Consider the following 24,498-nt stretch of genomic DNA (forward strand, 5'->3'; position numbering starts at 1 on the left):
TCGGCAATCGAACACCCCTCTGTCAAGGGCGCACAGGCCGTTCCGCGTGCCTCCGCCCGCACGTTTCGGGGGTTCGCGAAACGGTTAAAGGGTTACGTTCGAGGCGAGTTGAACGAGCCCCGCAAAGCGGGCGGAGACGAGTCCGGCCGGACCTTGCTGAGCAAGGTCCGGCCGGACTCGTGAGGTTGACGCCGCTGGTTGACCGATCAGCCGAGCAGCGCGCTGAGCTCGACGCTCTCGAGGCCGTGCGCCTCGGCGACCTCACGGTAAACCACCTTGCCGTCATGGGTGTTGAGACCCTTGGCGAGCGCCGGGTCACGGCGCAGCGCCTCGACCCAGCCGTTGTTCGCCAGCGACACGATGTAGGGCAGCGTGGCGTTGGTCAGCGCGTAGGTGGAGGTGTTCGGCACCGCGCCCGGCATGTTGGCGACGCAGTAGAAGACCGAGTCGTGGACGTTGAACGTCGGCTCGGCGTGGGTGGTCGGACGGGAGTCCTCGAAGCAGCCACCCTGATCGATTGCAATGTCGACAAGTACACTTCCGGGCTTCATCTTGGCGACGAGCTCGTTGGTGACCAGCTTCGGCGCCTTGGCTCCGGGGATGAGCACGGCACCGATGACGAGGTCGGCCTCGACGACTGCCTTCTCCAGTTCGAAGGCGTTGGAGACGATCGTCTGCACCTTGGTGCCGAAGATCTTGTCCGCCTCGCGCAGCTTGTTGATGTCCCGGTCGAGCAGGGTCACGTGGAAGCCCATGCCGACCGCGATCTGCGTGGCGTTCCAGCCGGAGACGCCGCCGCCGATGACGACGGCCTTGCCGGCCTGGGTGCCGGGGACGCCACCGGGGAGCACACCACGGCCGCCGGCCGAACGCATGAGGTGGTACGCGCCGACCTGGGGGGCGAGGCGGCCCGCGACCTCGGACATCGGGGCGAGCAGCGGCAGGGTGCGGTTCACCTCGACCGTCTCGTAGGCGATCGCCGTGGTGCCGGACTCCAGCAGGGCGTCGGTGCACTCGCGGGAGGCGGCGAGGTGCAGGTAGGTGAAGAGGGTCTGGTCCTTGCGGAGACGGTGGTACTCCTCCGCGATGGGCTCCTTGACCTTGAGCAGCAGGTCGGCGGTGGCCCAGACCTCGTCGGCGGTGGGCAGGATCCGGGCTCCGGCCGCGACGTACTCGTCGTCCGTGATCGACGAGCCGACACCGGCGTTCTGCTCGACGAGGACCTGGTGCCCGTTGCGCACGAGCTCGTGCACGCCGGCGGGGGTGATGGCCACCCGGAACTCGTTGTTCTTGACCTCGCGGGGGATGCCGACCTTCACGTCGATCACGGTCCTTGACTCAGGGGATTTATCGGTCGATGACGCGCGTACCCAGATGCACGCAGGCATACCGGGACACACCACGAGAAGCTGTGGCGTTGCCAGTCTAATGAAGGATTTCCCGCTGTCTAGCCTTGCAAAGCATTAATCTTCGAGCGAACTGCCACGGATTTCGTAGGTTGAATCCTCTGTTCCAAGCATTCTTTCCGCGGTGGTGCGGTGCAGCCCGGCCGCCGCCGGGTCGCCGAGCCGGTCCAGGGTGTCGGCGAGCCTGAGCCGGAGCGCTGCCTGGAGCCGTGTGTCCCCGGCCCGCCGGGCCAGGTCCACCGCGTCCTGGCAGGTCCGCAGGCATTCCTCCGGTCGGCCGGCGTACTCCTGGACGCGGGCCGCCTCGCTCAACGCCCGCGCCTGGGACGGAAGATCACCGACCTTGCGATGGCCGGCGGCGGCCGCCCGCCAGCTGCGCAGCGCCTCCCCGTACCGTCCCGCGTAGGTGTGCACGCTGCCGAGCCGTCCGTACAGCCGCGCCTCGTCGGCACGCTCACCGCGGGCCTGGCGCTGCGCGAGGGCGCGGCCGTACCAGTCGGCCGCCCGCTGCCAGTCGCCCAGCGCCTGGTACGCGCCGCCTACGGATTCCATCGCGCGGCCCGTCGCGTACGGGTCGTTCGCGGCGCGGCCCGCGTCGAGCGCGGCCCGGTAGCGGGCCAGCGCGTCGGCGGTGCGGCCGGTCTGCGCGTCCAGGTCGGCGAGGTTGAGCAGCGCGGCGGCCTGCTCACGGTGCAGTCCGCGCCGCTCGGCGACGTCGAGGACCAGTTGGTGCAGCCCGTACAGCTCGGGGGCTGCCGCCTCGGTGCCCCAGTGCGCCGCCAGTGCCCTGACCAGGGCGGCGACGAGCCGGCGTGCCAGGGTGTCCAGCTCGCCGTCGTCGACGACGAGCCGGGCGGCGGCCAGCAGCTCCGGCCGGCCGGCGCGCAGCCACTCACCGGCTGCCCACGCCGAGGTGAACCGCAGGGCGCGGGGCAGGGCGGCCAGTTTCTTGCGGGCCGGGGAGCCTTCGGGCTCGGTGATCGCCCGGCAGGCCTGGAGCCGTCGTACGGTCCGCTCGAGCATCCTGGCCCGCGCCAGCTGCACCTCGGCGGGCCGGTCGGTGCTCTCCATCAGGGTGCGCAGCAGCGGCGCGAGCGCACCCGGTACTTCGAACGAGGCCCCGGCACGGCGCAGCAGTCCGAGCCCCGCGAAAAGATCGAGGGTCTCCTGGGCGGCCGAGACGGAGCATCCGGCGAGCGCGGAGGCGGTGTGCGCGTCCGCGCGGCCGGCGGGCGCGAGGGCCAACAGCCGCAGGGTGCGCGCGGCCGACTGCGGCAGTGATTCGTACACCAGCCGGAACGCCCTGGTCAGGGGCCTGGCGCCGGTCGGCCGACCCGCGTCGTCGGGGAGAGTGCGCAGCCGCTTGGCGGCGTCGGCGACGGAGGCGTTCGGGCGGGCCGCGAGCCAGCCGCCGACCAGCACCAGCGCGGCGGGCTGGCCGCCGCACTCCTCGGCGATCGCCTCCGCCGCCTGCGGGTCCACCGTGATCCGCACGGACCCGGTGAAGGTGGTGAGCAGCTCGATCGCGGACTTGGCGTCCATTCCGCCGAGCGTGCAGGGCCTCACGTCCGGGATGCCGGTGAGCGGGCCCTGGGACACGGCGACCACCAGGCAGTCCGGGTTCTGCGGCAGCAGCAGGTCGACCTGCTCGGCGTCCGTGGCGTCGTCGATGAGCAGCAGCACCCTGCGTACGGCGAGGGCCTCGCGCACCATCTCGGTCAGTTCGTCTTCGCCCGCGCCGGGCGGCGAGGCGATCCGGAGCCGGTCGAGCAGTCCGCGTGCCGCCTGGTCCATGGGGACCGGCCGGCCGTCCGGCTCGGTGAGCCGGACATAGAGGATGCCGTCGGGGTAGCGGTCGCCCAGCCTGAGGGCGAGCTGTTGCGCCAGCGCGGAGCGCCCGGAGCCGGGCCGCCCCGCGATCAGGAGCACCCGTGCGCGGGGCGCCTTGCGGCCGGCGAGCGTGTCGAGACCGGCGCGCTCGATGTCGGCGACGAGCGCCTTCAGCTCCCGCTGTCGTCCGAAGAACAGCCCGCCGGGGTGCGTGCCGTCCTGCCCGGGCTGCGTCCCGCTGCGGGCCTGCCCCGCACCACCCGCCGGCACGGGCCCCCCGACTCCGCGCGGCGCCTGTGGCGCCGGGGATGACCCGCCGCCTGTCGGAGGGGCATCGGAGTCCTTGCCGATCGCCACCGGACCGGGCTCCGCCAGCCCGTGTACTTCCGGACCGGGCTCCCCGAGCAGCCCGACTTCCGCAGGGTCGCGTTCAGCCTCGGCGCCCGCCGCCGAGCCGCGCTCTTCGGGTACGTCGGCGTCTGCCTGGTCCCGCTCCAGGGCCGCATCAGCCCCCACACGGCCACGCTGCGGCACTCCGGTTCGCGCCGGGACCGGTTCGGGACGTTCGGAGGACGCCGCTGGGCCGGCCTCCGGGGACCCGCCCACTCCCGAACCGGGTTCGGGACGTTCGGCTGACGCCGCCGAGTCGGGTTCCGAAGGGACGGCGGACGGCGCCCGGCCCACATCGGAAGCGTCGGTGGCCCCCGGTTCTTCGGCGTCCTGCCGCCCGGGACCCCCCGTCCCGGGCCCGGCGGCCTCTTCGGCGGCGGGCCCGGCGGCCGCAGGGGCCGGCGCCCGGGTCAGGGAAACCACGCGCGGGCCCGGCGAGGCATCATCCGGCCCCTCGGGGCGGTGGGCCGGCTCAGGAGGGACCGACCGGTCGGGGCCGTCCAAGTCCAGCGCCTGATCCGTCACGGGCCACGCTCCAGTCCGCCGTGCACGAGCCGAGCCCGACGGGGCTCCGCGCGGGCGATTCGAGCGTAGTTCACGCTCTGCGACGATCCGTGCGGAGCACGGCGCAGTCGTCGCCCGATCGGATCAGCGGATCGTCACATCACGTACGGCCGGACGGGGTGGTCACGCCTCGAAAGGCCGCGCCGGCCACGGCGCCTCCGCCGGGCGCAGAGCGTCGAAGCCCTCGCCCCCACGGGCCGCCACCGCGGACAGCACGCCGACCACCAGGCACGTGTTGTGGAGATCCCCGGCGAGCACACCCTGGACCAGTTCGTCGAGCGGCACCCGGGCCAGCTCCATGTCGGCCTCCTCCTCGGAGACCTCGAAACGGTCGCCCTCGGCCTCGGACAGTTCCCGGGCGAGGAAGATCCGCACCGCCTCGTCGCAGCCGCCGGGGGTGGTGTAGACGTCGGCGAGCACCCGCCAGTCCTCGGCCTTGACGTGCGCCTCTTCGTACAGCTCGCGCTGCGCGGCGTGCAGCGGGTTCTCCCCCGGCACGTCCAGCAGCCCGGCCGGGATCTCCCACAGCTTCTGCCGTACGGGGTGCCGGTACTGGCGGAGCACGAGGACGCGGCCCTCGCCGTCGAGGGCGAGCACGGCGACCGACCCCGGGTGCACCTGGTAGTCACGCTTGACGACGGTGCCGTCGGGCATGACGACATCGTCGGTGCGGACGCTGGTCTTGTTGCCCCGGAACGGCGTCGTGGTCGCGGTGACCTGCCAGTGCTCGGGCGTGTCCTTGATGGCCATCGAAAGCGTCCTTCCACCCACACAACGGAAACCGGGGTACGGATCCTTCACAGGTCCGTACCCCGGTCAACCGTATCGTCTGGCGTGTCACTGACCGGACTTGCGCTCCACGGCCGCCTTCACCAGACCGGCGAAGAGAGGGTGCGGACGCGTCGGGCGGGACCGCAGCTCCGGGTGGGCCTGGGTGGCGACGAGGTAGGGGTGCACCTCGCGCGGGTACTCCACGTACTCGACGAGCTTGTTGTCGGGGGACGTGCCGGAGAAGAGGATGCCCGCCTTCTTCTCGAGCTCCGCGCGGTAGGCGTTGTTCACCTCGTAGCGGTGGCGGTGGCGCTCCTCCACGTAGGGCTCGTCGCCGTAGACCTCGCGCACGATGGAACCCTCCGCGAGCTTCGCCGGGTACAGGCCGAGACGCATGGTGCCGCCGAGGTCGCCGGCGCCCTCGACGTACGCCAGCTGCTCCTCCATGGTGGAGATCACCGGGTGCGCGGTGGCCGCGTCGAATTCGGTGGAGTTGGCGTCGGTGATCTCCGCCAGGTTGCGCGCGGCCTCGATCACGATGCACTGCAGGCCCAGGCAGAGGCCGAGCAGCGGGATCTTGTTCTCGCGGGCGTACTGGATGGCGCCGACCTTGCCGTTGACGCCACGCTCGCCGAAACCGCCGGGGATGACGATCGCGTCGACGTCGCCGAGCTGCTTCGCGGCACCCGCCGGGGTCTTGCAGTCGTCGGAGGTGACCCACTTGACCTGGACACGGGCCTTGTTGGCGAAGCCGCCGGCGCGCATGGCCTCGGTCACCGACAGGTAGGCGTCGGGCAGGTCGATGTACTTGCCGACGAGCGCGACGGTGACCTCGTGGTCGGGGTTGTGGACCCGGTCGAGCAGGTCCTCCCAGACCGTCCAGTCGACGTCGCGGAACGGCAGGTCGAGCTTCCGCACGACATAGGCGTCCAGGCCCTCGGTGTGCAGCACCTTCGGGATGTCGTAGATCGACTTGGCGTCGATGGCGGCGACGACCGCAGCCTCGTCGACGTCGCACATCAGCGAGATCTTGCGCTTGATCGCGGTCGGCACGTCGCGGTCGGCGCGCAGCACGATCGCGTCGGGCTGGATACCGATGTTGCGCAGCGCCGCGACCGAGTGCTGGGTCGGCTTGGTCTTCAGCTCGCCGGAGGGGCCGATGTAGGGCAGCAGCGAGATGTGCACGACGAAGACGTTGTCGCGGCCGACCTCGTGGCGGACCTGGCGGACGGTCTCCAGGAACGGCAGGGACTCGATGTCGCCGACCGTGCCGCCGACCTCGGTGATGACGACGTCGACGTCGTCGGTCGCCATCCGGCGGATACGGGACTTGATCTCGTTGGTGATGTGCGGGATCACCTGCACGGTGTCGCCCAGGTACTCGCCTCGCCGCTCCTTGGCGATGACCTGCGAGTAGACCTGGCCGGTGGTGACGTTGGCCGAGCCGTCGAGGTCGACGTCGAGGAAGCGCTCGTAGTGGCCGATGTCCAGGTCGGTCTCGGCGCCGTCGTTGGTGACGAACACCTCACCGTGCTGGAACGGGTTCATCGTGCCGGGGTCGACGTTCAGGTACGGGTCGAGCTTCTGCATGGTGACCCGCAGGCCCCGTGCCTTGAGCAGCGCACCCAGGCTGGAGGCCGTGAGGCCCTTGCCGAGGGAGGAGGCGACACCCCCGGTGACGAAGATGTGCTTGGTCGTCATGGATTTGGGCGGCATCGCCAAGAGGGGGCTCCCGTGGTCGCGAAGTGAGGTGCGTACCGGCTGCCGACCCGGATCGGGGGGCGCCGTCGCTGCGGTTTCGGGGCCTTCCGGCCACCGGTCCACGGGGTACCAGGGTATCAGCGACGGGGGTGGGCCGCCGCCCGGCCGCGCCCGTGTACTCGTCCCGGCGGCGCCGGAGGTACCGTGACCACAACGCGCGGGAACCGCTCACCGCGGCCCACGGGCCGCTCACCCGTTCGCCGCACCTGTGTTGCGGGGACCCGACACAGATCGTCGACGTGCGTCGTATCCTGCTCGGAAACTCGCTGCCGAGCCGGACCTGTGCACGGACGACATCCCCAGACCGTCACCCGGAACACGGCGCCCCCCACCAGGCACGTGGCAACACCTCCCGCGTGGTGTTTTTGGGGTCGCCGCGGCTTGTCAACGACCCTTGACCGCAGTAAGCGCCCCGCGGGGCGGACATGGCCGTTCGACTGGAGATGCACGTGGCCGGGCGCATCGAGGATTACGCACTCATCGGAGACATGCAGACCGCAGCACTGGTCTGCCGGGACGGCACAGTGGACTGGCTGTGCCTGCCCCGCTTCGACTCGCAGGCCATTTTCGCCGGGCTGCTCGGCACCGAGGAACACGGTTTCTGGCGGCTCGGGCCGGCGTTCGAGCCGCACGGCGAGGCGCCGGACGCGACCCGTCGCACGTACCGCGGCGACTCGCTGATCCTCGAATCCGAGTGGGACACCCCTCGGGGCACGGTCCGAGTGACCGATTTCATGCCGCCGCGTGACGGTGCGCCGCAGCTGATCCGGATCGTTGAAGGCGTCTCCGGCCGGGTGCGGATGCGCTCCGCGCTGCGGATGCGTTTCAGCTACGGACGGATCGTGCCGTGGGTCCACAAGGTCGACAACCGCACGGTCGGTGTCGCCGGCCCCGACTCGGTGTGGCTGGACTCGGACACCGACACGTACGGCAAGGACCTCACGACCTACTCCGACTTCACCGTCGCCCCCGGCGACCGGATCACCTTCACGCTCAGCTGGCAGCCCTCGCACAAGGAGCAGCCGGCCCTTCCCGACCCGCAGGGCTCGCTGGAGGCCACCGCCGAGTTCTGGCGCGAGTGGGTGGACCACTGCACGTACCACGGCCCGTACCGCGAGGCCGTGGTCCGCTCGCTGATCACGCTGAAGGCCCTCACGTACGCGCCGACCGGCGGGATCGTCGCCGCGCCCACGACCTCGCTGCCGGAGGAGATCGGCGGCGTGCGCAACTGGGACTACCGCTACACCTGGCTGCGTGACGCGGCGATCACCCTCTCCTCGCTGCTGCGCACCGGCTACCGCGAAGAGGCCCGCGCCTGGCGCGAGTGGCTGCTGCGGGCCGTCGCCGGCGACCCGGAGAACCTGCAGATCATGTACGGCATCGCGGGCGAACGCGAACTCGGGGAGGCGGAGCTCGACTGGCTGCCCGGCTACGAGAACTCGGGTCCCGTGCGCGTCGGCAACGGCGCCGCGCACCAGCTCCAGCTCGACGTGTACGGCGAGGTCACGGAGGCCCTGCACCTCGCGCACATGACCGGCCTCGCGCGCAACGACTACGCCTCGCTGCTCCAGCTGAAGCTGATCCGCTACCTGGAGAAGCACTGGGACCAGCCCGACGAGGGCATCTGGGAGGTCCGCGGGCCGCGCAGGCACTTCGTGCACTCCAAGGTGATGGCGTGGGTCGCGGTCGACCGGACGATCAAGCTGATCGAGTCCGGTGACGCGGACGGGCCACTGGAGCGCTGGCGCGATCTGCGTGACGAGATCCACCGCGACGTCTGCGAGAAGGGCTACGACCCGGAGCGCAACACCTTCACCCAGTCCTACGGCTCCAAGGAACTGGACGCCTCCCTGCTGCTGATCCCGCAGATGGGCTTCCTGCCGCCCGACGACAAGCGGGTCATCGGCACGATCGAGGCGATCCAGCGCGAACTGTCCACCGAGGACGGCTTCATCCTGCGCTACCCGACCGAGGGCGCGCACGAAGGCGTCGACGGGCTGCCCGGTGACGAAGGCGCGTTCCTGGCCTGCTCGTTCTGGATGGCGGACGACCTGGCGATGATCGGGCGGGTGGACGAGGCCCGGCGGCTGTTCGAGAGGCTGCTGTCGCTCCGCAACGACCTCGGGCTGCTCGCGGAGGAGTGGGATCCGAGGCTGCAGCGGCAGGTGGGCAACTTCCCCCAGGCCTTCAGTCATGTCCCCCTGATCGACACGGCGCTGCGGCTGACCGCGTCCGGGGCCTACGGTGGCTAGGAGTCCGCTGTTGTCCTTGGAACTGTCGCCCCGGTAGCGTCCTCGGCCATGGAAACGCAGGGCGGCATCACCGTGCGGCGGGCACTGGAACTCCCGGGCCTCCGCAGCGGACTCCCGGAGGTCCTGGCCGGCGCCGACCGGCTGGAACGCACCGTGCGCTGGGTCCACGCCGGTGAGGTGCCCAACATCGCCTCCCTGCTCAAGGGCGGGGAGCTGCTCCTGACGACGGGTCTCGGCCTCGGGACCCGTCCGGTGGAGCAGCGGGCGTTCGTCCACCGGCTCGCGGAGCGCGGCATCGCCGCGCTGGTCGTCGAGCTGGGCCCCCGTTTCTCCCGGCTGCCGGCCTCGATCGTGGAGGCGGCGCGGGCGGCCGGTCTGCCGCTGGTGCAACTGCACCGGGAGGTGCCGTTCGTCACGGTCACCGAGGAGATCCACACCGAGATCGTCAACGGCCACTACGCGCTGCTCCAGCAGGCGGAGGAAGTGCACCGCCGCTGCACGGAGGCCCTCCTCGGCGGCGGCGGGGTGCCCCAGGTGCTCGCGATCCTCGCGTCCTTCACGGGCGACCCGGTGTTCCTCGAGACCCCCGACGGGCAGCTCCTGTACGCGGCGGACACCCCCGGCGGCGAACCGGGCGCCGCCGACCCCTTGCAGGTGTGGCAGGGGCTGCGGGGCGGCCGGCAGGACGGCCCCCCGGCGAACGCGGTCCTCGTCGACGTGCCCGGCGGCGGACGAGGGGCGGGCGCGGTCCGTGCCCGGCTGGTGCTGCTGGCCGTGTCGTCCCCGGTGCTGCCGGTGCACCGGATGGCGGCCGAGCGGGCGGCGGGCATCCTCGCCGTGGTGCTGATGCAGGCGCGCCAGGAGGAGGAGCTCGCGGCACGCGGCCGGGGCGACTTCCTGACCGACCTGGCGGAGGGCCGCATCACGCCGGAGGACGCGCCCGCGCAGGCCAGGGTCCTCGGCTTCAAACCGGGCGCGGGGCCGCTGCTGCCGGTGGTGATGCGGATCGCGGCCGAGCTGACGCCCAGCGGCAACTGGTCGGTGCTGGCACGGGCGGTCTCCGAGGAACTGTCGTCGCTCGGGGTGCCGGTGCTGCTCGGCGTCCGGCCGGTGGAGGGCCGGGTGCCGCTCCTCGTCGGACTGCGCGCGGAGGGGGACCGGACCGCCGCCGCGGACCGGGTGGCCCAGGCGCTGCGCGCGGGGGTGGCCCGCGCCGGGCTCGAAAGGGCCGGCGCGCACCCGCCGGTCGTGGTGGTCGCCGCCGCGGGCGGCTGGGCCGCGGCCGGCGCCGCGCTGCGCCACGCGGCGGAAACGGCAGCCGCGGCGCAGGGGCTGGACGACCGGCCCTGGTACGACGCTCGCCGCCTCGACATCGACCTGCTGCTGTGGCGACTGCGCGAGCATCCGGACCTGGCGGCGTTCGTCGACCGCGCGATCGGGCCCCTGCGGGCCCATGACGCGACGTCACGCCCTCCGCTGCTCCCCACCCTGGAGACGTATCTGGCCCACGCGGGCCGCAAGGCCGAGACGGCGCGGGAACTGCACCTGAACCGGCAGACCCTCTACAACCGGCTGGCCCGGATCGGGGAACTGCTCGGCACCGACCTGGAGGACCCGGAGACGGTCCTCGCCCTCAGCCTGGCGCTACGGGCCCGCCGCCACACCCGCTGACCGGGAGGGGCTCGGCCGCTACGAGCCGGTGAGCGCCAACTCGTCGTAGACGCTGAGGACCTGCGCGACCGTCTCGTCCTCCGTCGGCCAAGTCCCCGCCTGTGCCCGGCCCGCCTGCGAGAGCCACGCCCGGCGCGCCGGGTCGGACAGCAGGCGGGTCACGGCGGCCGACAGGGCGACGGGGTCGCCGTAAGGGATCAACTCGGCGGCGTCCCCGACCAGTTCCGGCACCCCGCCGACCGCCGTGGCGACCAGCGGCACGCCCAGCCTCAGTGCCTCCTGCGCGAGCAGTGAACGGGCCTCCCAGCGGGAGGGCAGTACCGCCACGTCCGCCGCGGCCAGCAGCGCGGGAACGTCGTCGTGCCGGCCCAGAAGCCGGACCTGCAACTCCTCGGCCGTGATCCGGCGCTGGAGCGCTGCCCGCTCGGGCCCTTCCCCCGCGATCAATAGGAGCGGCGCGGGGTCCAGGGCGCTCCAGGACCCGGCGGCGTCGAGCAGCGTGCCGTAGCCGCGGTGCCGCTCCAGGCTGCCCACGGCGACGAGTAACGGGTGGCCGACGACGCCCAGTTCGGCGCGGAGCTTCGCGTCAGGAGCGGGCGGGACCTGCGGGGCGGGCGTCGCCACCGGGGCGAGCCTGGCATCGCGGGCGCCGCAGGCACGGGCCCGGTCGACCAGCTCCGAGCAGGTACCGAGGACAACCGCGGCCGCGCGTACGGCCCTTCGTTCGAGCAGCCGCAGGACCGCTGCCCTCGCGCCCTCGGCCTGGGCCGTCGTGTGCCAGGTGACGACGAGCGGGATGCGGGAGCGCTGCGCGCCGAGGGCGAGCGAGGCGCGCACGGCGGCGTGGAGCCCGTGCGCGTGCACCACGTCCGCGCCGGCGCACGCCGCGCGCAGTGCGCCGAGGGCCTGAGGGTCGCTCCGGCGCGGGACCGGCGCGAAGTGCGCGCAGGCGCCCCGGAAGTCGTAGACGTCGTCGATGCGGGCGGGGGCGCACACCGTCACCCGCACGCCCCGTGCCACCAGCCCCGCGGCCAGCGACCTGACGTGCGCGCTGCTGCCCGCACTGCCGCCGCCCAGCACTTGGACCGTACGCAGCTGTGTCACCCGCCAAGGATGCCAGTCCGTACGGACGTTCCGGCACCGTCCGGGTGTCGTGCCGGTGTACGTACGCGGCTCCGGCGGACCGGGATCACTCACATGGGTGAGCCGGCGAGGCGGCTGACCTCGGGCGAGTGTCCGGCCGGCGCCGCCCGTGCCCCTCGGCTACGCCCTCGAGACCGACTTGAAGCACGGACCCGGCGCGCCCGCCCCCGGCGAAAGCCCCCGGGGGCGCGCGACCCTAACCGTCGGCGCGTGCCGTGGCCAGCAGCTCCTCCGCGTGGGCACGGGCCGTCTCCGAGTCCTCCTGGCCCGCCAGCATCCGCGACAGCTCCCGTACCCGGTCCTCGCCCTCGAGGACGGTGACGCCGCTCCGTGTGACCGTGCCGTCGTTGGTCTTCTCGACCAGCAGTTGGCGGTCCGCGAACGCCGCCACCTGCGGCAGGTGCGTCACCACCACCACCTGCGCCGACTTCGCCAGCTTGGCGAGCCGGCGCCCGATCTCGACCGCGGCCTTGCCGCCGACCCCCGCGTCGACCTCGTCGAAGAGGTACGTCGGCACGGGATCGGTCCCGGCGAAGACCACTTCCACGGCGAGCATCACCCGGGACAGCTCACCGCCCGAAGCGCCCTTGGCGATGGGGCGCGGCGGGGCGCCGGGGTGCGGGGCCAGGAGCAGTTCGACCTCGTCGACGCCGGAGGGCCCGTACACCACGCAGCGGCCGCCGACCTCGACGCCGGAGGCCTCGTCGGCGGACTCCGTCTGCCGGACGGCGAACGACACCCGCGCGTGCGGCATCGCGAGCGAGGCGAGTTCCTCCGTCACGGCCTCGGCGAAACGCGCGGCGGCCTCCGTGCGAGCGTCGGTCAACGCCTGGGCGAGGCCGGACAGCTCGGCGCGCAGCGCGTCCCGTTCGGCCGTCAGCTCGCCGATGCGGTCGTCGTCGCTGTCGAGCTCGGTGAGCCTGACCGCGCCCTCCTCCGCCCAGGCGAGCACGGTGGTGATGTCCTCGCCGTACTTGCGGGTCAGCTGCGTCAGTGCCGCCCGGCGCTCCTCCACCGCGGCCAGCCGCAGCGGGTCGGCGTCCAGGTTGTCGGCGTACCCGGCGAGCTCTCCGGCCACGTCGCCGAGGAGGATGGAGATCTCGCCGATCCGGTCGGCGAGCGCCGCCAGCGCCGGATCGTGGGACCGTACGGCATCCAGCGCCCGTCCCGCGCCTGCGACCAGGGTCGTGGCGTCGACGACCTCCGGGTCCTCCGGGTTGCCCGCGAGACCCGCGTGCGCGACCGAGGCGGCGGACGCGAGGGCTTCCGCGTGGCCGAGCCGCTCCGCCTCCGCCGCGAGTTCGACGTCCTCACCGGCGCGGGGTTCCACGGCGGCGATCTCGTTCAGGCCGAAGCGCAGCAGGTCCGCCTCCTGGGCCCGCTCGCGTGCCCGTGTGGTCAGCTCCTCGAGCTCCGTGCTGACGGCGCGCAGCCGCCGGTAGGCGGCCGCGTACTTGGCGTGCGGGACGGCGACGGCGTCACCCGCGTACCTGTCCAGCGCCTCACGCTGTCTGGCGGGCCGCAGCAGGCCCTGCTGGTCCGTCTGGCCGTGCACGGCCACGAGCTCGTCGGCGAGCTCGGACAGCATGCCCACCGGCACGGAACGCCCCCCGAGATGCGCCCGTGAGCGCCCCTCGGCAGAAACGGTCCGGCTGACCAGCAGCGTGCCGTCGTCGAGCTCGGCGCCGGCCTCCTCCGCGCGCAGCGCGGCCGGGGCGTCGGCGGAGACCCTGATCCGGCCCTCCACGACGGCCGACTTCGCACCGATCCGCACCAGAGCCGGATCGGCCCGCCCGCCGAGCAGCAGCCCAAGGCTGGTGACGACCATGGTCTTGCCGGCGCCCGTCTCGCCGGTCACCGCTGTGAATCCGGGCGACAGCTCGACAACAGCGTCGTCGATGACCCCGAGTGACCGTATCCGCATCTCCTCCAACACGGACACGACCATACGAGGTCCGGCCCCCGGTGTGCGACGGACCCCGGCGTCCGATTCACTCTCCCGGGCAATACCGGAGCCCGGGAAGGCGTGACGGCGACCGCCGCGACCCGTCACCGTCCGTGCCGGGACAGGCGGGACCGGGCCGGGGTGCCTCGCGCGGGAGCACCCTCCGGTCCGGTCCCGTGGCGCCCGCAGGCGCCGTCCTGTGCGACGCCCCCTACTGGGGCGCCCCGCGCCAGCCGGAGACCGGCAGGGCGAACTTCGCCACCAGCCGGTCCGTGAACGACGCGTGGTGCAGCCGGGCGAGCCGCACGGGCACGGCACCCCGCCGGACCTCCACACGCGCCGCGTGCGGCAGTTCGACGGTCCGGCGCCCGTCGCACCACAGCACACCGTGCGGGGTGTGCGGCTGGACCTCGACCGCCAGCACCGAGGTCGGCGACGTCACGAGAGGCTTCGCGAACAGCGCGTGCGCGCTGATCGGCACCATCAGCAGCGCTTCCACCTCGGGCCAGACCACCGGCCCGCCGGCCGAGAAGGCGTACGCCGTCGAACCGGTCGGCGTCGCGCACACGATGCCGTCGCAGCCGAACCCGGTGGCCGGCCGGCCGTCGATCTCCAGGACGACCTCGAGCATCCGCTCCGGCGACACCTTCTGCACGGCCGCCTCGTTCAGCGCCCAGTCGCGGTGCACCACGTCGCCGTTGGAACGCACGATCACATCGATGGTCATCCGCTCCTCGACCTCGTAGGCGCGGGTCACGACCCGGTCGACGACCTTGTCGAGGTCGTCGCGCTCCGCCTCCGCGAGGAAGCCGACCCGCCCCAGGTTGACGCCGAGCATCGGCACCCCGGAGGCACGGGCGAACTCGGCGCCCCGCAGCAGCGTCCCGTCGCCGCCGAGGACGATCAGCAGCTCACAGCCGTCGAGGACCTCCGGCGTCGCGTCGACGACGGTCTCGACCGAGGCGGGCAGCGGCAGGTCGACCGCCTCCGCCGCCAGTACGCGTACGCCGATGCCGCAGCGCAGCAGACCCTGTACGACGAGTTCGGCGCTGCGGATCGCCGCGGGCCGTCCCGTGTGGGCGAGCAGAAAAACAGTACGTCTCGAAGTGTTGCCGTTGGTGCCCGGTGTCGTTCCTGATGTCGTGGTCAACGAGGTCCCTCCGCCACTGCGCGGTCGACGTCCGCAGGATCCAGCTCGGGCGCCCCGGCCCTGAGCCACAGAAAGTATTCGACGTTGCCCGAGGGTCCCGGTAGAGGGCTGGCAGTGACGCCCCGCACGCCGAGACCGAGCTCCGCCGCCCGGCGCGCGACGGCGCGTACGGCGTCGGCCCGCAGTTCGGGACTGCGCACCACTCCCCCGCTGCCGAGGCGTTCCTTGCCGACCTCGAACTGCGGCTTGACCATGAGCACGAGATCCGCGTCGGGCGCGCTGCACCGCACGAGAGCGGGCAGCACGAGCCCGAGCGGAATGAAGGACAGATCGCCCACCACAAGGTCCACCGGCTCTCCGTCGATCGTCTCCAACGTCATTTCTCGCACGTTGGTACGGTCCTTGACGGTGACGCGTTCATCGCTCTGCAGGGACCAGGCGAGCTGTCCGTAACCGACGTCGACGGCGACGACGTGCCGGGCGCCCGAGCGCAGCAGCACATCGGTGAAGCCGCCGGTCGACGCCCCGGCGTCGAGGGCCCTGCGGCCCTCGACCTTCAGACCGAGCGGTACGAAGGCGGCGAGCGCGCCCGCGAGCTTGTGTCCGCCGCGCGACACGTAGTCGGGGTCGCTGTCGTCGGCGGCGACGACGATGGCCGCACTCGTCTCCACCTGGGTGGCGGGCTTGGTGGCCGTGTTCCGGCCGACGGTCACCCGCCCCGCGGCGATCAGCTGGCTCGCGTGCTCGCGCGACCGCGCGAGTTTCCGGCGTACCAGCTCTGCGTCGAGACGGCGGCGGGCCACTCCTGCCACGTGCGGTTCAGCTCCTGTAGTTGTGCGGTTCCGGCTGGGGTCCCGGGCGGGTGTCGAGCGCGGTCAGCGCGTCCCTGAGCCCCCGGTGTACATCCTCGTACACCTCGAGGTGTCCGTCCGCAGCGAGGTGGTCGACATCGCCCAGCCGCTCCAGCAGCGCGTCGACACCGGCGTCGCCGGTGGGCACACGCTGCACACCCAGCGGCGCTGGACCCGCCGGGTCGTACGCCTCCGCCGCCGGCACGCCGCCGTCGGGCTCCTGCGGACCGGGGGCGGGCATCGAGTCGCTCATGCCCAGACGCTACCGCGAAGCCCTGCGGTAACGTCGCCGCCGATGGCCACCACGCAGGAGTGCCGCGGCGCGCTCAACACACTCTCCGACAACCTGGCGACGGCGAACGGCGACGTACGGACCGCCGCCGCCCTCGACCGTTCCCTCAGCTGCCACATCACGGACCTGGACGTCACGTTCACCGGCCGGCTGGCGAACGGCCGGATCATGGTGACGGACACCGCACAGGGACCGCCACGTGAGAAGGCCCAGATCCGCCTCGCGATGACGGGCGACGACCTGGTGTCGATGGTGGACGGCTCGCTGAACTTCGCGAAGGCGTGGGCGTCGGGGCGGGTCCGCCTGGAGGCGAGCTTCCGCGACCTGCTGCGCCTGCGCACGCTCCTCTAGCCGCGGCGCGTTTCCCCACCCCGCCCCTTCCCGAAACCGGGCTCCGCCCGGGCCCGTCACCGCGCTCCGCGCGGTGTTTCGGGGGCTCTGCCCCCGGACCCCCGCGCCTCAATCGCCGGCGAGGCTGAAGTTGCCAGGCAACTTGAGCCCGCCTGGGGGCACCTCCCACGGCCGCCAGGCCGTAGGGGGAGTTTGAGGGCACCGCGCGGAGCGCGGTACGCCGCCCGCAGGGCGGTACGGGGTCCGGGGCCTGCCCCGCCACGCGGCGGAGCCGCACATCAGTACAGCGGGAAGGGGCGGGTAGGGGAACCGGCCCGCCGCAGGCGCCACGCACCGGCACGCGCCGCCCACCCCACCCTCACGACACCTTCGCGCCGACCCCCCGCCGCGACGCCGGGATCACCAGCGGTGTGCCGGATTCCGGGTCCTCGATGATCTGGCTCTTCACGCCGAACACCTGCTCCACCAACTCCGCCGTGACCACCTCCGACGGCGCTCCCTCCGCGACGATCCTGCCGTCGCGGAGGGCGACGAGGTGCGTGGCGTAGCGCGCGGCCTGGTTGAGGTCGTGCAGGACGGCGACCAGCGTGCGCCCCTGCGACTCGTGCAGCTCCGCGCACAGGTCCAGTACCTCGAGCTGGTGCTGGATGTCGAGGTAGGTGGTCGGCTCGTCGAGCAGCAGCAGCGGCGTCTGCTGGGCCAGCGCCATCGCGATCCAGACCCGCTGGCGCTGTCCGCCGGACAGCTCGTCGACGTACCGGTCGGCCAGCTCGCCGACCCGCGTCGCGGCCATCGACTCCTCGACGATCCGCTCGTCCTCCGGCGACCACTGCCGCAGCAGTCCCTGGTGCGGGTAACGGCCGCGCGCCACGAGGTCCGCGACCGTGATCCCGTCGGGTGCGATGGACGACTGCGGCAGCAGCCCCAGTGTCCTGGCGACCTTCTTCGCGGGCAGTGAATGGATGGCCTCCCCGTCGAGCAGGACCCTGCCCTTCGTGGGCTTCAGCATCCGCGAAAGGGCCCGCAGCAGCGTCGACTTGCCGCAGGCGTTGGGGCCGACGATCACGGTGAAGGAGTTGTCGGGTATCTCGACGGACAGGTCCTCCGCGATGACCCGCTGGTCGTAGCCGAGGGTGACGGATTCCGCGGTGAGGCGCTGCATCGTCGTCGTACTCCTGGAGTTCTCTGTGAGGCGGGCGGCGGTCGCCCCGGCGCCCGTACGCATGTCCTTGACCCTGTCCGTGTCCGTACCCGCCGTCATATCCGCCCCGCCTTGCGTTCGGTGACGAGCAGCCAGAGCAGGTAGCCGCCGCCGAGCACCGCCGTGACGACGCCGACCGGCAGCATGCGGTCGCCGAAGGCGTTGGTGGCGGTCCAGTCCGCGACCAGGAGCAGGGCCGCGCCCATGACGGCGGCCGCGGCCAGGTTCGGTCCGGGCGAACGCGTGAGCCGGCGGGCCAGCTGGGGTGCGCTCAGTGCCACGAAGGCGATGGGCCCCGCGGCGGCCGTGGCGACGGCGATGAACAGCACACCGGACCCCATGAGGACGATCCTGGTGCGCTCGACGGGGACGCCGAGCGCGTACGCCGCGTCGTCACCCATCTCCAGCATCCGCAGCGGCCGTCCGTGCGCGAACACGACCGGCATCAGTACCGCGCACATGCCGGCCAGCGGCCACACCTGCGCCCAGTCGCGGCCGTCGAGAGAGCCGGTCATCCAGAGCGTGGCCCTGGTGGCGTCGACGAGGTTGGCCTTGGTGATCAGGAAGTGGATGACCGCCGTGAGCATGGCGGCGACGCCGAGGCCGACGAGTACCAGCCTGAAGCCCTGCACCCCGCGCTTCCATGCGAGCGTGTAGACGGCGATGCCGGTGACGAGTCCGCCGGCGACCGCGCCGCCGGCGACGGCGAGCGAGCCGCCGCTGAAGAGCACGATCACGGTGAGCGCGCCGACGGTGGACCCCTGGGAGAAGCCGATGACGTCGGGGCTGCCGAGCGGGTTCCGGGACAAGGACTGGAAGATCGCGCCGCTGAGGGCGAGCGACGCCCCGACGAGTATCGCCACCAGCACCCGCGGCAGCCGCACGTCCTGGACGATGAACTCCTGTGCGGCGGTGCCGTTTCCGAGGAGTGTGGCGGTCACGTCGCCGAACGACATCGGGAAGTCGCCGCTGCCGATGAGGACCACCGCGACGGCCGCCGCGGCCATCGCGAGCAGCGTGACGACGGACGCCGCGCGGGCGTCGAGCCGTACGGACAGCCCGCCCGGCGTGCGTATTGCTTTCACGGCCTTCACAGCTGGGCCATCCTCTTGCGGCGTACGAGTTGGATGAAGACCGGCCCGCCGATCAGTGCGGTGACGATGCCGACCTGAAGCTCGGAGGGCCGGGTGACGACCCGGCCGACGACGTCCGCGCCGAGCAGGAGGACGGGCGCGAGGACCGCCGCGTACGGCAGGATCCACCGCATGTCCGGGCCGGTGACGGCGCGGACGACGTGCGGGATCATCAGACCGACGAAGACGATGGGGCCGCAGGCCGCGGTCGCCGCACCGCACAGCAGGGTGATGGCGAGCATCGACAGGACGCGGGTGCGGGTCAGGTGCGCGCCGAGCGAGCGGGCGGTGTCGTCGCCCATCTCCATCGCGTTCAGCGGCCGGGCCAGCAGCATGGAGAGCACCAGTCCGGCGGCGATGAACGGCAGGACCTTGCTGATGGTCCCCATGTCGGCGGAGGCGAGCGAACCGACCGTCCAGAACCGCAGCCGGTCGAGCGCGGCCGCGTCCAGCAGCTGGACGGCGTTGATGTAGCCGTACAGTGCGGCGGTGGCGGCCGTGCCGGCGAGCGCGAGGCGTACGGGGGTGGCGCCGCGGCTGCCGCCGAGGACGTACACGGCGGCGGAGACCATGGCGGCGCCGAGGAACGCGAACCACACATAGCCGGTGAGCGAAGTGACGCCGAGGAAGCTGATGGCGGAGACGACCGCGGCCGACGCGCCCGCGCTCACGCCCAACAGGCCGGGTTCGGCGAGCGGGTTACGGGTCAGCGCCTGCATCACCGCGCCGGCGACGCCGAGAGCCGCGCCGACGACGAGCCCCAGCAGGGTCCGCGGGAGGCGGACGTCCCTGATGATCACGTCGTTGCCGGTGCCCGTGCTGTGGAACAGCCCGTCCCACACGTCGGAGAGCGGAATCGACTTGGCGCCCACGGCGATGCTCGCGACGCAGATCAGCAGCAGGACGCCGCACGACACCAGCAGCCCCAAGGCACGCAGGGCGTGGCGCTTGGGTGTTGCGGGTGCGGACGCAGGCTCCGCGCTCCGTTTCGGGGGACTCTCGACCAACACGATGGTTAGGTTAGCCTACCCTCGCATCGCCTCTCGGGGAGAGGCTGCCGGCCGGGGAGTCCTAAAAGCCCAGCCGGGCCAGCGCCTTCCCCGCGTCGAGGGTGCAGGAACCGTCGCCCGCATTCGTCCACGCGGCACCGCACAGCGCGCGCAGGCCGTCCAGCGGATCGCCGTCGCCGTCGAGCGACAGTTCGTCCCCGCGCGCCGACGCCGTCCATCCGCCGCAGCCGAACAGGCCGTCGCGCTCGGTCACTTCGGGCTGCCCGGTCAGCATGCCGCGCAGGTCGGCGTCCACATAGGTCGGCCGGTGCCGCAGTACGGCCGTGAGCAGCTGCGCCGCGTCCGTCACCCCGGTCAGTACGAGCAGCGAGTCGACGCCGCCGTTGAACGCCCCCTCGATGTCCGTGTCCAGCCGGTCGCCCACGACCAGCGGCCGCTCGGCACCGGTACGCAGGATCGTCTCCTTGTGCATCGGCGGCAGCGGCTTGCCCGCGATCTGCGGCTCGGCCCCTGTCGCGATCCGGACGACCTCGACGGCGGCACCGTTGCCGGGCGCGATGCCGCGGGCGCTCGGGATCGTCAGGTCGGTGTTGGAGGCGAACCACGGCACACCCCGCGCGATCGCGTAACAGGCCTCCGCGAACCGCCCCCAGGGCAGCTCGGGACCGCCGTAGCCCTGCACGACCGCGGCGGGGTCGTCGTCCGCCGACTCCACCGGCACGAGGCCGCGCTCGCGCAGCGCGACCCGCAGCCCGTCGCCCCCGATCACCAGCACCCGTGAACCGGGAGGCACCTGCTCGGAGATCAGCCGGGCCACCGCCTGCGCGGAGTTGATCACGTCGCCGGGCCCGGTCGGGATGCCCAGCTCGGTCAGATGGGCGGCCACGACATCGGGGGTGCGCAGCGCGTTGTTCGTCACGTACGCCAGGTGCATGCCCCGCTCCCTGGCCGTCGCCAGCGACTCGACGGCGTGCACGATCGCCTCACCGCCCGCGTACACGACCCCGTCGAGGTCGAGCAGGGCGGTGTCGTACGCCTCGCTCAGCGCCCGTGTGCTTCCGCTCGGCCGGTTCACGCCCTGCTGACTCATCCGCTTCCGCTCCTCGCTGGTTCCCGCGCTCCCGGTGACCGGGTCCACTCCCCCGATCATCGCTCATGCCGTCACGCGCATACGATGCCCTGATGAACAACGAAGGTCCTGCGGCCGATGGCGGCCTGCATCTGATCCCGTTCCGCGGACTGCGCTACGTCCCCGAGCGGGTGGGCAGCCTCGCCGCCGTGACCTCGCCGCCGTACGACGTGGTCGTCAGACCGGACGGCCTGCACCACTTGGAGTCGGCGGACCCGCACAACATCGTGCGCCTGATCCTTCCCCAGGCGACCACCCCGGAGGACCGCCACCACCAGGCCGCGCAGACGCTCACGCGCTGGCTCGAGGAAGGCGTCCTCGCCGCGGACGACCGGCCCGCCCTGTACATCTACGAGCAGCGCAAGGGTGATGTGCTGCAACGCGGCGTCATCGGGGCGCTGGCGCTCTCGGAGCCGTCCGACGGCGTCGTCCTGCCCCACGAGGGCGTCATGCCGGACATCGTCGCCGACCGCGCCTCCCTGATGCGCACGACGGCGGCGAACCTGGAACCGCTGCTCCTCACGTACCGCAGCTCCGGCAAGGCCACGGGCACGACGGCCGTCATCGAGCGCACCGTCCGGCGCTCGCCGCTGCTGTCCACGACCACGGAGGACGGCTTCGGCCACCGCCTGTGGTGCGTCACGGACGAGGAGGAACTGGCCGAGGTCCAGGAGGACCTGAAACGGCATCAGGCGATGATCGCCGACGGCCACCACCGCTGGGCGACCTATCTGCGGCTGCGCGCGGAACAAACGTCGCCCGGCCCGTGGAACTACGGCCTGGTGCTGCTGGTCGACTCCGCCCGCTACCCCCTTCAGGTACGGGCCATCCACCGCTTGTTGCACGGCCTGCCGGTCGACCGGGCGCTCACCGCATTGACCGGTTCCTTCCGTGTCACGCACCTCGACGTACCGCTGCCGCAGGCCCTGGACACCCTGGCCGACGCCGCCGGCGAGGGCAATGCCTTCCTCCTCGCCGGGGACGGCCGGTTCCACCTCGTGGACCGTCCGGACGCCGGACTGCTGAACCGCACGGTGCCGAGCGGTCCGCCGGAGGCGTGGCGCACCCTGGACGCCACGGTGCTGCACTCCACGCTCCTGGAACAGGTGTGGCAGATCCCTGACGACCCCGGGCACATCGCCTACATCCACGACGCCCCGTCGGCCGTGACCAAGGCGGAACGCGACGGCAGCACAGCGGTGCTGATGCACCCGGTCCGGGAAGACGTCGTGCGGGAGCTGGCGCTCCAAGGCGTCACGATGCCCCGCAAGTCGACGTCGTTCGGACCGAAGCCGGCGACGGGACTGGTTCTGCGGAGCCTCGCGCTGGACTGACATCCGGGCGGAAACGACTGAGGGCGGCACCCGTGGACCGGGGGCCGCCCTCATTCATGTGCGCGCGTTACGACTGGTCGCCGGACCTGTCCGAGCCGGCGTCCGGCTCGGCGCCTTCGGCGCCGGTGCCGAGGTCGGTGACGGCCTCGGGGCCGCTGCCGGTGCTCAGGTCGTCGTCGCCGGCGTCGGCGTTCGCGCCCCGGTCGCCCTCGTGGATCTCGGCGTCCTCGTCGTCCTCGTCGTCGTGCAGGGCGTCGACGAATTCGACACCGTCCATCTCGGCGAGTCGGTCCGACGCGTCGGTGGCGCCGTCCTTGTCGGCCTCGAGCGCCTTGGCGAACCACTCCCGGGCCTCGTTCTCACGGCCGGCCGCGAGAAGCGCGTCGGCGTACGCGTAACGCAGCCGCGCCGTCCAGGGCTGAACGGAGTTGGAGGCGAGCTCGGGGCTCTGCAGGGTCACGATGGCGGCGTCCAGCTGCCCCATGTCCCTGCGCGCCCCGGCGGCGACGAGCCGCATCTCGACCTGGCCGGCCTTGTCCAGCTTCTGCACCTCGGGCTCGCCGGCCATCGCCAGCGCCCGCTCGGGCCGCCCGAGCCCACGCTCGCAGTCGGCCATGACGGGCCACAGCTCCACGGTGCCCGTCATCCGCCGCGCCGCGCGGAACTCGGCCAGCGCCTCCGAGTACTTCTGCGTCGCGTAGGCGGCGAAGCCCGCGGCCTCACGCACGGCGGCGACACGGGAAGCGAGCCGCAGCGCGATACGGGAGTAGGCGTAGGCCTGCTCAGGGTCCTCGTCGATCAGGTTCGCGACCATGACGAGGTTACGGGCGACCTCCTCCGCGAGGCCCTTCGGCAGGCTCTGGAGCTCCTGGCGGACGTCCTTGTCGATCTCGTCGCCCGTGACGTCGTCGGGGATGGGGAGCCGCTTGACGGGCTCGCGGTCGGGACGGTCCCGCTCGTCACGCCGCCCGTAGCCGCCGCGGTCACCGCGGTCACCGCGGTCGTCACGGGAGCCGCGGTAACCACCGCGGTCGCGCTCCTCGCGACGGGGGCCACGGAAGCCGCCACGGTCGTCGTCACGCCGCGCGTAACCAGCGCCACCGGAGCGGTCGTCGCGGCGGAAGCCACCCTGCCGGTCGTCGCGACGCGGGTAACCGCTCTGACCGGAACGGTCGTCACGACGGTCGTCACGCCTGTCGTCACGCCTGTCGTCACGGCGATCATCGCGACGGTCGTCACGGCGGAAACCGCCGCCACCGCCGGCGGGGCGACCGCCGCGGTCATCACGCCTGTCATCACGACGGTCGTCGCGGCGGAAACCGCCACCGGCACCGGCGGGACGCTCGTCACGACGGTCGTCACGCGGACCGCGGTAACCACCACGGTCACCACCGGAGCGGTCGTCGCGGCGGAAGCCACCCTGCCGGTCGTCGCGACGCGGGTAACCGCTCTGACCGGAACGGTCGTCACGACGGTCGTCACGCCTGTCGTCACGGCGATCATCGCGACGGTCGTCACGGCGGAAACCGCCGCCACCGCCGGCGGGGCGACCGCCGCGGTCATCACGCCTGTCATCACGACGGTCGTCGCGGCGGAAACCGCCACCGGCACCGGCGGGACGCTCGTCACGACGGTCGTCACGCGGACCGCGGTAACCACCACGGTCACCACCGGGACGGTCGTCACGACGGAAGCCACCCGGACGGTCATCCCGTCGGAAGCCACCGCCGCCGCCGGCGGGACGAGGCGCGTATCCGCCACCGCCGCTCGGGCGACCACCACGGTCGCCACCGTCGCGGGGGCCTCGGTAACCACCGCGGTCGTCCTCGCGGCGCGGGCCACGGTCGCGGTCACCGGGGCGGTCGTCACGGCGGAAGCCGCCGCCACCGCCACCACCGGCGGGGCGACCGCCGCGGTCGTCACGGGCACCACGGAAGCCACCGCGGTCACCGCGGTCGTTGTCACGGCGGGGACCCCGGTCCCTGTCGTCGCGACCGCCGCGGAAACCGCCCCTGTCACCACCGTCCTTGCGACGCGGTTCGCGTTCCGGACGATCGTCGGAAGAGTTGGGGGACATCGGCGTGACTCCTGTCATCGGGTACCACAGTCATTCTCGCGCAGCCGGCGATCGGCCGCGCTTCGTCATTCTCGGCAAAACAAAAAGGACCCTTGGTCCAGCGTGAACGCTGGACCAAGGGTCCTGAAAGATTGTTCGGCGGCGTCCTACTCTCCCACAGGGTCCCCCCTGCAGTACCATCGGCGCTGAAAGGCTTAGCTTCCGGGTTCGGAATGTAACCGGGCGTTTCCCTAACGC

Annotated in this window: 20 protein-coding genes and 1 rRNA gene; 5 read left to right on the forward strand and 16 right to left on the reverse strand. The window is 72.4% G+C overall.

Annotated features, from left to right (window positions below; genetic code table 11):
* Nucleotides 1-206: 206 nt before the first annotated feature.
* Nucleotides 207-1,319, reverse strand: coding sequence for an alanine dehydrogenase (gene ald, locus ACTMTU_RS30085; RefSeq protein ID WP_441266605.1), 1,113 nt, complete (start codon nt 1,317-1,319; stop codon nt 207-209).
* Between the two features lie 144 nt (nt 1,320-1,463).
* Nucleotides 1,464-3,506, reverse strand: a complete 2,043-nt coding sequence (locus ACTMTU_RS30090) for a tetratricopeptide repeat protein (protein ID WP_441266578.1) — start codon at nt 3,504-3,506, stop codon at nt 1,464-1,466.
* 108 nt (nt 3,507-3,614) lie between these two features.
* Here ACTMTU_RS30090 and ACTMTU_RS30095 point away from each other — a divergent pair, with 108 nt between their 5' ends.
* Nucleotides 3,615-3,872 (forward strand): hypothetical protein, encoded by a 258-nt coding sequence (locus tag ACTMTU_RS30095; RefSeq protein ID WP_441266579.1) that lies wholly within the window; start codon nt 3,615-3,617, stop codon nt 3,870-3,872.
* A 441-nt stretch (nt 3,873-4,313) separates the two neighbouring features.
* Here the strand turns inward: ACTMTU_RS30095 and ACTMTU_RS30100 are convergent, their stop codons facing one another.
* Together ACTMTU_RS30100 and ACTMTU_RS30105 are read right to left on the reverse strand one after the other, a co-directional pair.
* Complete coding sequence (locus tag ACTMTU_RS30100) at nt 4,314-4,940, reverse strand: NUDIX domain-containing protein (RefSeq protein ID WP_441266580.1); 627 nt, start codon at nt 4,938-4,940, stop codon at nt 4,314-4,316.
* Between the two features lie 87 nt (nt 4,941-5,027).
* On the reverse strand, nt 5,028-6,677 hold the full coding sequence (locus tag ACTMTU_RS30105; protein ID WP_441266581.1) for a CTP synthase: 1,650 nt from the start codon (nt 6,675-6,677) through the stop codon (nt 5,028-5,030).
* Between the two features lie 470 nt (nt 6,678-7,147).
* Here ACTMTU_RS30105 and ACTMTU_RS30110 point away from each other — a divergent pair, with 470 nt between their 5' ends.
* Both ACTMTU_RS30110 and ACTMTU_RS30115 read left to right on the forward strand, forming a co-directional pair.
* Nucleotides 7,148-8,974, forward strand: a complete 1,827-nt coding sequence (locus ACTMTU_RS30110) for a glycoside hydrolase family 15 protein (protein ID WP_441266582.1) — start codon at nt 7,148-7,150, stop codon at nt 8,972-8,974.
* A gap of 48 nt (nt 8,975-9,022) precedes the next feature.
* Nucleotides 9,023-10,645: a PucR family transcriptional regulator gene (locus ACTMTU_RS30115; protein WP_441266583.1), complete on the forward strand. Its 1,623-nt coding sequence runs from the start codon at nt 9,023-9,025 to the stop codon at nt 10,643-10,645.
* A gap of 18 nt (nt 10,646-10,663) precedes the next feature.
* Here ACTMTU_RS30115 and ACTMTU_RS30120 read toward each other — a convergent pair whose 3' ends face one another.
* The 5 genes from ACTMTU_RS30120 to ACTMTU_RS30140 all read right to left on the reverse strand — a co-directional run bounded on the left by ACTMTU_RS30120 (nt 10,664) and on the right by ACTMTU_RS30140 (nt 15,987).
* Nucleotides 10,664-11,749, reverse strand: a complete 1,086-nt coding sequence (locus ACTMTU_RS30120; protein ID WP_441266584.1) for a glycosyltransferase family 4 protein — start codon at nt 11,747-11,749, stop codon at nt 10,664-10,666.
* Between the two features lie 235 nt (nt 11,750-11,984).
* Nucleotides 11,985-13,730 carry a DNA repair protein RecN gene (gene recN / locus ACTMTU_RS30125; RefSeq protein ID WP_441266585.1) on the reverse strand — a complete coding sequence of 582 codons (1,746 nt, stop codon included), beginning with the start codon at nt 13,728-13,730 and terminating at the stop codon, nt 11,985-11,987.
* Between the two features lie 214 nt (nt 13,731-13,944).
* Nucleotides 13,945-14,883 (reverse strand): NAD kinase, encoded by a 939-nt coding sequence (locus ACTMTU_RS30130; protein ID WP_441266586.1) that lies wholly within the window; start codon nt 14,881-14,883, stop codon nt 13,945-13,947.
* Nucleotides 14,880-15,695, reverse strand: coding sequence for a TlyA family RNA methyltransferase (locus tag ACTMTU_RS30135; RefSeq protein WP_441266587.1), 816 nt, complete (start codon nt 15,693-15,695; stop codon nt 14,880-14,882). Before ACTMTU_RS30135 ends, ACTMTU_RS30130 begins: the two co-directional genes overlap by 4 nt.
* A 7-nt stretch (nt 15,696-15,702) precedes the next feature.
* On the reverse strand, nt 15,703-15,987 hold the full coding sequence (locus ACTMTU_RS30140; RefSeq protein WP_441266588.1) for a hypothetical protein: 285 nt from the start codon (nt 15,985-15,987) through the stop codon (nt 15,703-15,705).
* 42 nt (nt 15,988-16,029) lie between these two features.
* Here ACTMTU_RS30140 and ACTMTU_RS30145 point away from each other — a divergent pair, with 42 nt between their 5' ends.
* Entirely contained in the window at nt 16,030-16,377 is a 348-nt protein-coding gene (locus tag ACTMTU_RS30145) for an SCP2 sterol-binding domain-containing protein (RefSeq protein ID WP_441266589.1), read from the forward strand.
* Nucleotides 16,378-16,735: 358 nt separating this feature from the next.
* Here the strand turns inward: ACTMTU_RS30145 and ACTMTU_RS30150 are convergent, their stop codons facing one another.
* The 4 genes from ACTMTU_RS30150 to ACTMTU_RS30165 all read right to left on the reverse strand — a co-directional run bounded on the left by ACTMTU_RS30150 (nt 16,736) and on the right by ACTMTU_RS30165 (nt 20,811).
* Nucleotides 16,736-17,602, reverse strand: coding sequence for an ABC transporter ATP-binding protein (locus ACTMTU_RS30150; protein WP_441266606.1), 867 nt, complete (start codon nt 17,600-17,602; stop codon nt 16,736-16,738).
* Nucleotides 17,603-17,634: 32 nt separating this feature from the next.
* Nucleotides 17,635-18,672 carry a FecCD family ABC transporter permease gene (locus ACTMTU_RS30155; protein WP_441266590.1) on the reverse strand — a complete coding sequence of 346 codons (1,038 nt, stop codon included), beginning with the start codon at nt 18,670-18,672 and terminating at the stop codon, nt 17,635-17,637.
* On the reverse strand, nt 18,669-19,721 hold the full coding sequence (locus tag ACTMTU_RS30160) for a FecCD family ABC transporter permease (protein WP_441266591.1): 1,053 nt from the start codon (nt 19,719-19,721) through the stop codon (nt 18,669-18,671). Before ACTMTU_RS30160 ends, ACTMTU_RS30155 begins: the two co-directional genes overlap by 4 nt.
* 61 nt (nt 19,722-19,782) lie before the next feature.
* Nucleotides 19,783-20,811 (reverse strand): HAD hydrolase-like protein, encoded by a 1,029-nt coding sequence (locus ACTMTU_RS30165; RefSeq protein ID WP_441266592.1) that lies wholly within the window; start codon nt 20,809-20,811, stop codon nt 19,783-19,785.
* Between the two features lie 92 nt (nt 20,812-20,903).
* On the opposite strand from ACTMTU_RS30165, the gene ACTMTU_RS30170 reads away from it, so the two are divergent.
* Nucleotides 20,904-22,184 carry a DUF1015 domain-containing protein gene (locus ACTMTU_RS30170; RefSeq protein ID WP_441266593.1) on the forward strand — a complete coding sequence of 427 codons (1,281 nt, stop codon included), beginning with the start codon at nt 20,904-20,906 and terminating at the stop codon, nt 22,182-22,184.
* Nucleotides 22,185-22,251: 67 nt separating this feature from the next.
* Here ACTMTU_RS30170 and ACTMTU_RS30175 read toward each other — a convergent pair whose 3' ends face one another.
* The 3 genes from ACTMTU_RS30175 to rrf all read right to left on the reverse strand — a co-directional run.
* Nucleotides 22,252-22,998, reverse strand: a complete 747-nt coding sequence (locus ACTMTU_RS30175) for a hypothetical protein (RefSeq protein WP_441266594.1) — start codon at nt 22,996-22,998, stop codon at nt 22,252-22,254.
* Complete coding sequence (locus ACTMTU_RS30180) at nt 22,983-24,149, reverse strand: hypothetical protein (protein WP_441266595.1); 1,167 nt, start codon at nt 24,147-24,149, stop codon at nt 22,983-22,985. Before ACTMTU_RS30180 ends, ACTMTU_RS30175 begins: the two co-directional genes overlap by 16 nt.
* Nucleotides 24,150-24,394: 245 nt before the next feature.
* Nucleotides 24,395-24,498: ribosomal RNA gene (gene rrf, locus ACTMTU_RS30185) — 5S ribosomal RNA — on the reverse strand; the annotation flags it as partial.

Origin of the sequence: Streptomyces sp. OZ13, from assembly GCF_052068155.1 — a bacterium.
Lineage (GTDB): Bacteria > Actinomycetota > Actinomycetes > Streptomycetales > Streptomycetaceae > Streptomyces.